This window comes from Rhodosalinus sp. (assembly GCF_046542825.1).
In the GTDB taxonomy this organism is placed as follows: domain Bacteria; phylum Pseudomonadota; class Alphaproteobacteria; order Rhodobacterales; family Rhodobacteraceae; genus Rhodosalinus.
This window is the reverse complement of sequence record NZ_JBKHAQ010000121.1, coordinates 1-8149: the sequence shown is the minus strand read 5'-3', so window position 1 is coordinate 8149 and position 8149 is coordinate 1. Positions and strand designations below refer to the sequence as shown.

Sequence of the window (8149 nt, the reverse complement as noted above, 5' to 3'; positions counted from 1 at the left end):
CGCCGCCGGCAGGCGGCCGGGGCGGAGGCGGGCCCGATCCGGATGCGGCCACGGGCACCCGGCGCGCTTTTCGGGTCGAGGTCCGAGCGGGGACCGCTCGTCGCGCCCTGTGCCGGGCGCTTCTCGCCCGGACAGCGACGACGACGCCGGGTACCGGCCCGCCACCGCCCCTTGCCAGACCCCGTGCGGGGCGTATGCTGCGTCTGCTGAAAGAGGTGCCGCAGTGCAGCAAGAGCCCCCGCGCATCAGTCTGGTCACGCCCGACGCGCCCATCGCCGCGCCCAGCCACGGCGGACGTGCGAAATGCCTGCAGCGTCTCGTGCGGCTCGACCTGCCGGTGCCGCGCACCGTCGCGCTGTCCTTCGCCTGCGTGCGCGATATCGCGCGCGGGCGTGCGCCGGACGTGCGCGCCATTCTCGATCCCTTCCCGGAGGATGCGCTGCTCTGCGTCCGCCCGTCCTCCGGTGACCCGGACTGGGGCGGCCCGGGCGCGATCCTGAACGTCGGGATGAACGCCCCGCGCCGCGACGCGCTGGCCGTGACGCTGGGCGAAGAGGCGGCCACCCGTCTCTACCTGCGGTTCGTGCAAAGCTATGCGCTGCATGTCGCGCGGCTGGACCCGGATGTCTTCGAGCCGCTGGACGACGACGATCCCAGGGCGCTCGATGCGGCGCTCGAGGCCTACGAGGACGAGGCGGAGGAGCCCTTTCCGCAGGACCGCGCGGTGCAGCTTGCGGCCGTGCTGCGCTCGATGGCGCGGGCCTGGGACGGCACCAGCGCGCGCCTGCTGCGGCAGGCCAGGGGCGCCCCGGTGGACGCAGGCCTGGGCCTTGTGGTGCAGGAGATGGCGCTGGGGCTGGGGCGGGGCGAATGCGGCTCCGGCGTGCTGCAGCTGGTCAGGTCCGACACCGGCGCGCCGCAGATCACCGGCCGCTACCTGCGCCAGAGCCAGGGGCGCGAGGCGCTCGCCCATGCCGACGAGGCGCTCTTTCTCGAACGCGACGAACGCGGCCCCTCGCTGGAGGAGTTGGCCCCCGAGGCCTTTGCCGAACTCGTGCGCTCGGCCCGCCTGATGCGCGAGAAGCTGCGCGAGGAGATGCAGGTGGAGTTCACGCTCGAGGACGGGCGGCTCTACATCCTGGATGGCGTGCGCGTGGCGCGCAGCGCGCGCGCGGCGCTGCGGATCGCCGTGGCGCTGGCAGAGGACGGGCTGATCGCGCGCGAGGAGGCGCTGATGCGGATCGAGCCGCGCGCCCTGACCGAGCTTCTGCACCGGCAGGTCGCGCCCGGCGCGCGGCGCAACCGGCTGGCGCGGGGCGTGGCGGCCAGCCCCGGCGCGGCCTCCGGGCGCATCGTCTTTTCTGCCGAGGCGGCGCAGGCCGCGGCCGCGCGCGGCGAGGCGGCGGTGCTGGTCCGGCGCGAGACCTCGCCCTCGGACATCCGGGGGATGCACGCCGCTGTGGCGGTGCTGACCGAGCGGGGCGGCATGACCAGCCACGCGGCGGTGATCGGCCGGGGGCTGGGCCTGCCCTGTGTCGTTGGCGCGTCGGAGCTGCGGTTCCAGACCCGCAAGAAGACACTCGTCTCGAAGGACGGGCGCACGCTGCGCGAGGGCGACATCGTCACGGTCGACGGCACCACGGGTGACGTGCTGGCCGGCGCCCCGGCGATGATCGAGGCCGCGCTTGACGACGCCTTCCGCACCCTCCTGTCCTGGGCGGATGCGGTGCGCGACATCGGCGTGCGCGCCAACGCCGACACGCCGGCCGACGCGCAGACCGCGCGAAACTTCGAAGCGCAGGGCATCGGCCTGTGCCGCACCGAGCACATGTTCTTCGAGGCCGAGCGGCTCACGCCGATGCGCGAGATGATCTTCGCCGACACGGCGGAGGACCGGCGCGCCGCGCTGGAGCGGCTGTTGCCGATGCAGCGGGGCGATTTCGTTGAGCTCTTCCGCATCATGCAGGGTCAGCCGGTCTGCATCCGCCTCTTCGACCCGCCCCTGCATGAATTCCTGCCCGGCGACCGGGCGGGCTTGCGGGAGCTGGCCGACGCCCTGAGCCTGCCCCTGGCGGATGTGACCCGGCGGGTGGAGGCGCTGGGCGAATACAACCCCATGCTGGGGATGCGGGGCGTGCGGCTGGGCATCGCCGTGCCCGAGATCTACGACATGCAGGCGCGCGCCATCTTCGAGGCGACCGAGGAGGCCAGCCGCGAGGGCGCGCCGGTGGTGCCGGAAATCATGATCCCGCTCGTTTCGGCGCGGCGCGAGGTGGAACTGGTCAAGACGCGGATCGACGCCGTGGCGGCCGCGGTGATGACGGAGCGCAAGACGCGGCTGACCTATCGCCTGGGCGTGATGGTCGAGACGCCGCGCGCCTGCCTGCGCGCCGACGAGATCGCGCAGCATTCGGCCTTTCTCAGTTTCGGGACCAACGACCTGACGCAGATGACCTACGGGCTGTCGCGCGACGATGCGGGGCGTTTCATGTCGGCCTATGTCACGCAGGGCGTGTTCCCGGAGGATCCTTTCCATGTGCTCGACACCGAAGGGGTGGGCGAGCTGCTGCAGATCGGGGCGGAGCGCGGGCGCGCCGGGCGCCCCGATATCGTGTTGTCGATCTGCGGCGAGCACGGCGGCAACGCCGAATCGATTGCCTTCTGCCGCAGCGCCGGATTCGACTACGTCTCCTGCTCGCCGTTCCGGGTGCCGGTCGCCCGGCTGGCGGCGGCGCAGATCGCGCTTTCGGACAAGATGACGTAGGCCGCTCGAATCGCAGGTGACAGATGTTGCGGTCCGGCCGAGGGCCGCTGCGACATTCTGTCATGCCCTGTCAAGCGCTATTCGGCTGCCAGGATCACGTTTTCTGGACAATCCGTCCCGTCCTGGGCTACCCCCACCCCGGTGTCGGCCTGGGGGGCCGTCGAAACGTGACGGGGGATAGCATGAGCAGAACACTCGCCGCCGCTGCCGCGGCGCTGGTCCTCGCGGCCACGCCGGTCGCGGCCGAGCTGGCAGCCGATCCTGCGGGTCACCTGATGCGCCTGGAGCGCGCGGCGCTCCAGACCGTGCCGCTGGAGCGGCTCCAACGCCTGACACGGGGCGGCACCGGCGAGGATGGCGCGACCGACGTCAGCTACGACCGCAGCTGGGTTGCCAGCCAGCCCGCGCAAGAGGGCGGCGCGGAATGGCGGTGCCTGGCCGAGGCGCTTTATTTCGAGGCCCGCGGCGAAAGCGTCCGCGGCCAGTTCGCGGTGGCAGAGGTGATCCTGAACCGCGTGGACAGCACGATCTTTCCCGATACCGTCTGTGGCGTCATCAACCAGGGCACCGGCGCGCGCTACCAGTGTCAGTTCACCTACACCTGCGACGGCGTGGCCGAGACGATCCACGAGCCGCGCGCCTGGAGACAGGTGGGCAAGATCGCGCGCGCCATGCTCGACGGCGCGCCGCGGGCGCTGACCAAGGGTGCGACGCACTATCACACCAAGCATGTGAGCCCGCGCTGGGCACGCGTCTATCCGCGCACCGCGACGATCGGCATCCATCATTTCTACCGCAAGCCCATCCGGGTCTCGTCGAACTGAGGCCCGCGGCAATGCCGCAAAAGACGGACGGGGTGCCGCGCCGCGCCCTGTCGCGGGCGGGCAGGGCGCGCTAGGGTCCGCGTGATTCGGCCCGGTAAGATCAATGTCAGACATCCGCCTCGCCTTTTCTCACCCGCTCGAGCGGGCCGTCGCCACAGCCGACGACCGGCCCCGCGACCGCATCTCGCTGCGCGACCATATCGTCGAGGTCGAGATCGGCGCATTCCAGGCCGAGCGCGGCACCACCCAGCGCATCCGCTTCGACGTGGTGGTCGAAGTGCGTCCGGCGTCGCAGCCGCTGGACGACGACGTGGATCGCATCCTGAGCTACGACCGCGTGACAGAGGCCATCGCGACCGAACTGGCCGCCGAGCGCGTCAACCTGCTGGAAACCCTTGCGGAGCGCATCGCGGAGCGCATCCTGCTGGAGCCCATGGCCATGCGCGCCTTCGTGCGGATCGAGAAGCTGGACCGCGGCCCCGGCGCGCTGGGGGTCGAGATCGTGCGGTCGCGCCGCGACCTGCCGCGCGACCTGCACCTGGTGCGCGACGAGGATCGCCCGCATCCGGTGATCGTGTATCTTTCCAACGCCGCCATCGCCTCGGACCGGCTTCCGCACTGGCTCGACGGGCTGGAGGCGGCGGGGCGGCCCGCGATCCTCTGCGTGGGCGCGCCGGACCTGCCCGCGCCCGTCGCGCGTGCGCCGCTCGCGCAGCGGCGGATCGACCTTCTGGCGCTGGAGCAGAACGCCTGGGTCCTTGCCGGACGCGATGCGCGCTGCGTGGTGGTCGAAAGCCGCACGGAACTGGACTGGGCGATGAAGCACGGCCAGATCAGCGTCTGGGCGCCCTCGAAGATCGTGCTCGATGCCGTGGAAAGCCCAGAGGCGCAGCCGCGCGATGCCGTGGCGCTCGCCGCCTGGCTCGGGCGGCAGATGCAGGCGGCGGAACTGGTGGTCGTCGGCGAAACTCCGCCCGAGGGCGCCGGGATTGCGGTGCGCGCGCTTCAGCCCGCGGCGGAAACGCTCTGAGCCGCTTGCCAAGCTGACCGCTTTCGCCCATTCAGCGCGCGAAATGACGTATTTTCGGCCAATCGTGCGATGGGGAGAGCCCCGTCCATCAGGCGCGCTGCCGCTCGCCGGCGGCCCGGCGTGGTTCGTCGAGGCCGAATGCCTGAGCCGCGACGCGCCGCCGCGCCTGGTGTCAGCCGCAGAAATCCCGGACGACTGGCGCGGACGGCTCTCCGCACCGCGCACGCCGCTGGCTGGCCTTTCGCTCGACCGGCCGCGCATCATGGGCATCCTCAACGTCACGCCCGACAGCTTCTCCGACGGGGGGGAACACCTTGATGCAGAGGTGGCCGTTCGGCGCGCCCGCGCGATGGCCGGGGCCGGTGCGGACCTGATCGACGTCGGCGGGGAATCGACGCGCCCCGGCGCGCGCCCGCTGCCCGAGGCGGACGAGATCGCGCGCGTGGCCCCCGTGCTGTCGGCGCTGCCGGAACTGGGGCTGCCGGTCTCGATCGACACGCGCAAGGCGGCCGTGGCCCGCGCCGCGGCCGAAGCTGGCGCTGTCATCGTCAACGACGTCTCCGCGCTGACCTTCGATCCCTCACTTGTCGGGTTCTGTTCAGAGGCACGGCTGCCCGTGATCCTGATGCACGCGCAGGGCGACCCCGAGACGATGCAGGACGATCCCCGCTACGACGACGTGCTGCTCGATGTCTTCGACGGGCTTGCGGCGCGCATCGCCGTGGCCGAGGCGGCGGGCATCCCGCGCGACCGTCTGGTCGCCGATCCGGGCATAGGCTTCGGCAAGACCCTGGCGCACAACCTTGCGCTCATCCGCGGCATCGCGCTGTTCCACGGGCTGGGCGTGCCGGTGTTGCTGGGCGCCTCGCGCAAGGGCTTCATCGGCCGCATCTCCGGCGCGGCGGGCGGCGCGGCCCGCGCGCCCGGCTCCGTGGCCGTGGCCCTTCGGGCGGTGGCCGAGGGCGTGCAGCTTCTGCGCGTGCACGATGTGGCAGAGACGGCGCAGGCCCTCGCACTCTGGCGCGCCGTGGAGATGGGGGAGAAAGCCGCCTGATGCGCAAGCTCTTCGGAACCGACGGCATTCGCGGCCGCGCCAATTCGGCGCCGATGACCGCCGACATGGCGCTGCGGCTGGGGCAGGCGGCGGGCCGCTACTTTCGCCGCGACGGCGGCAGCAGCGTACACCGCGTGGTGATCGGCAAGGACACGCGCCTGTCGGGCTACATGTTCGAGACGGCGCTGACCGCGGGCCTGACCTCCACCGGCATGAACGTGCTGTTGCTGGGCCCGGTGCCCACGCCCGCCGTGGGCCTGCTCACCCCCTCGATGCGCGCCGACCTGGGCATCATGATCTCGGCCTCGCACAACCCGGCCGCGGACAACGGGATCAAGTTCTTCGGCCCCGACGGCTTCAAGCTCTCCGATGCGGCAGAGGCCGAGATCGAGGCGCTGATCGCCTCCGGCGTGGACGCGGCGCCTGCGTGCGAGATCGGCCGCGCCCAGCGCATCGACGACGGGCGCTTCCGCTATGTCGAGCGGGTGAAGTCGACCTTCCCGCAGGGCATGCGCCTCGACGGGATGAAGGTGGTGGTGGACTGCGCCAACGGTGCCGCCTACCGCGCTGCGCCCGAGGTGCTGTGGGAACTGGGCGCCGAGGTCATTGCGGTCGGGGTCGCCCCGAACGGCTACAACATCAACGAAGGCTGCGGCTCGACCAATCCCCGTGTCGCGGCCGAGACGGTCGTTGCGCATGGCGCCGACGTGGGGCTCTGCCTCGATGGCGATGCGGACCGCATCGTGATGATCGACGAGACCGGAACCGTGGCCGACGGCGACCAGCTGATGGCGATGATGGCCGCGCGCTGGGCAGGCGAGGGGCGGCTTTCGGGGGGCACGCTGGTGTCCACGGTGATGTCGAACCTGGGACTCGAACGCTTCCTGTCCGAACGGGGCCTCGCCCTGCACCGCACGCGCGTGGGCGATCGCTATGTCGTCGAGGCGATGCGCCAGGGCGGCTGGAACCTTGGCGGCGAACAGTCCGGGCACATCGTGATGACCGATCACGCCACCACCGGCGACGGGCTGATGGCCGGGCTGCAGGTCCTGGCCGAGATGGTGCGCACCGGCCAGCCGGCGAGCCGGGTAGCGCAGCAGTTCGCGCCCGTGCCGCAGATCCTGCGCAACGTGCGCTACGCCTCGGGCCAGGCGCCGCTGGAGGTCGCCACCGTGCGCAACGCGATCGCGGCGGGCGAGGCGCGGCTGAACGGACGGGGCCGGCTCCTGATCCGCCTCTCCGGCACGGAGCCGCTGATCCGCGTGATGGCCGAGGCCGAGGACGAGGCGCTGATGGCCGAGGTCGTGGCAGAGGTGGTGGAGGCGGTCGAGGCAGCCGTCTGACGCCGGCGGTCGGCCCCGCCGGGGTACATGCGGGCGAGGCTCGGGCGGGCGCGCGAGGATCTTGCGGGCGCGACAGCCTGCCGCGGAACGTAACTCTCTTCTGCATGTTTATTGCGTGACGGTGGGGTGGCCAATGGCCTCCAGCCGGCGCAGGCACCCCAGAACAGCCTGCCCGCCCCACTTCCAGACACGAAAGCGCAAGGAGGTTCCGTCATGGAAGCCTATGTCATCCCCACGCTCGCAATCGTCACCCTCGGTATCGGTGCGCTGGTCGCGCTGAATTCGAAGCGTGCCACCGAGAAACGCAAGAAAGATCCCGATGCGCCACACAGCGCGCTTGCGGAAAACGGCGACCCGCACCGCAAGGACGAGTGACGCACCCGGCCCGGGCATGGCGCCCGGGCCGCTCCCGTCTGCGGATCAGTTCCGCTCGCGGTCCACCATCTTGCCCGCCGAGATCCAGGGCATCATGCCGCGCAGCGTCTCGCCCACCTGCTCGATCTTGTGCGAGTCATTGAGTCGGCGGGTCGCCTTGAACATCGGCTGGCCCACGCTGCATTCCTGCATCCAGTCGCGGGTGAAGCGGCCCGTCTGGATGTCCGTCAGGATCGCCTTCATCCGCGCCTTCGTCTCCTCGTAGGGTAGCACGCGCGGCCCGCTGACGTATTCGCCATACTCGGCCGTGTTCGAGATCGAGTAGTTCATGTTGGCGATGCCGCCCTCGTAGATCAGGTCCACGATCAGCTTCACCTCGTGCAGGCACTCGAAATAGGCCATCTCGGGGGCATAGCCCGCCTCGACCAGCGTCTCGAAGCCGCAGCGGATCAGTTCCACCAGACCGCCGCAAAGTACCGCCTGTTCGCCGAAGAGATCGGTCTCGCACTCCTCCTTGAAGTTGGTCTCGATGATCCCCGAGCGTCCGCCGCCGATGGCGGAACAATAGGAGAGGCCCAGTTCCAGCGCCTTGCCGGAGGCGTCGTTGTGCACCGCCACCAGGCAGGGCACGCCGCCGCCCTTGACGTATTCGCCGCGCACCGTGTGGCCGGGGCCCTTCGGCGCCATCATGATCACGTCGACGCCCGGCTTCGGCTCGATCAGCCCGAAATGCACGTTGAGCCCGTGGGCGAAGGCGAT

At 71.0% G+C, this 8149-nt stretch carries 7 protein-coding genes; 6 read left to right on the top strand and 1 reads right to left on the bottom strand.

Going from position 1 to position 8149, the window contains the following annotated elements; translation table 11 throughout:
• Positions 1–223 precede the first annotated feature (223 nt).
• From ACLFOB_RS13045 to ACLFOB_RS13020, 6 genes are all read left to right on the top strand, one after another.
• Positions 224–2764: a putative PEP-binding protein gene (locus tag ACLFOB_RS13045; protein ID WP_410926349.1), complete on the top strand. Its 2541-nt coding sequence runs from the start codon at positions 224–226 to the stop codon at positions 2762–2764.
• A gap of 182 nt (positions 2765–2946) precedes the next feature.
• On the top strand, positions 2947–3588 hold the full coding sequence (locus ACLFOB_RS13040) for a cell wall hydrolase (RefSeq protein ID WP_410926348.1): 642 nt from the start codon (positions 2947–2949) through the stop codon (positions 3586–3588).
• 103 nt (positions 3589–3691) lie between these two features.
• Complete coding sequence (locus ACLFOB_RS13035; RefSeq protein WP_410918154.1) at positions 3692–4618, top strand: dihydroneopterin aldolase; 927 nt, start codon at positions 3692–3694, stop codon at positions 4616–4618.
• Between the two features lie 43 nt (positions 4619–4661).
• A complete protein-coding gene (gene folP, locus ACLFOB_RS13030; protein WP_410926347.1) occupies positions 4662–5672 on the top strand; it encodes a dihydropteroate synthase in 1011 nt (336 codons plus the stop codon).
• The gene (glmM, locus tag ACLFOB_RS13025; protein WP_410926346.1) at positions 5672–7015 is read left to right on the top strand and encodes a phosphoglucosamine mutase; all 1344 of its coding nucleotides are present in this window, start codon (positions 5672–5674) and stop codon (positions 7013–7015) included. The genes folP and glmM overlap by 1 nt, the downstream gene beginning before the upstream one ends.
• A gap of 213 nt (positions 7016–7228) precedes the next feature.
• Positions 7229–7390: a hypothetical protein gene (locus ACLFOB_RS13020; protein WP_410918157.1), complete on the top strand. Its 162-nt coding sequence runs from the start codon at positions 7229–7231 to the stop codon at positions 7388–7390.
• A gap of 45 nt (positions 7391–7435) precedes the next feature.
• Here ACLFOB_RS13020 and ilvC read toward each other — a convergent pair.
• A partial coding sequence (ilvC, locus tag ACLFOB_RS13015) for a ketol-acid reductoisomerase (RefSeq protein ID WP_410926345.1) occupies positions 7436–8149 on the bottom strand: 714 nt, incomplete at its 5' end.

Bases quoted from the DNA above. Each gene is read 5' to 3' on its own strand.
- ACLFOB_RS13040 (WP_410926348.1), top strand. From the start codon at position 2,947: ATGAGCAGAACACTCGCCGCCGCTGCCGCGGCGCTGGTCCTCGCGGCC.
- ACLFOB_RS13035 (WP_410918154.1), top strand. From the start codon at position 3,692: ATGTCAGACATCCGCCTCGCCTTTTCTCACCCGCTCGAGCGGGCCGTC.
- folP (WP_410926347.1), top strand. From the start codon at position 4,662: ATGACGTATTTTCGGCCAATCGTGCGATGGGGAGAGCCCCGTCCATCA.
- glmM (WP_410926346.1), top strand. From the start codon at position 5,672: ATGCGCAAGCTCTTCGGAACCGACGGCATTCGCGGCCGCGCCAATTCG.
- ACLFOB_RS13020 (WP_410918157.1), top strand. From the start codon at position 7,229: ATGGAAGCCTATGTCATCCCCACGCTCGCAATCGTCACCCTCGGTATC.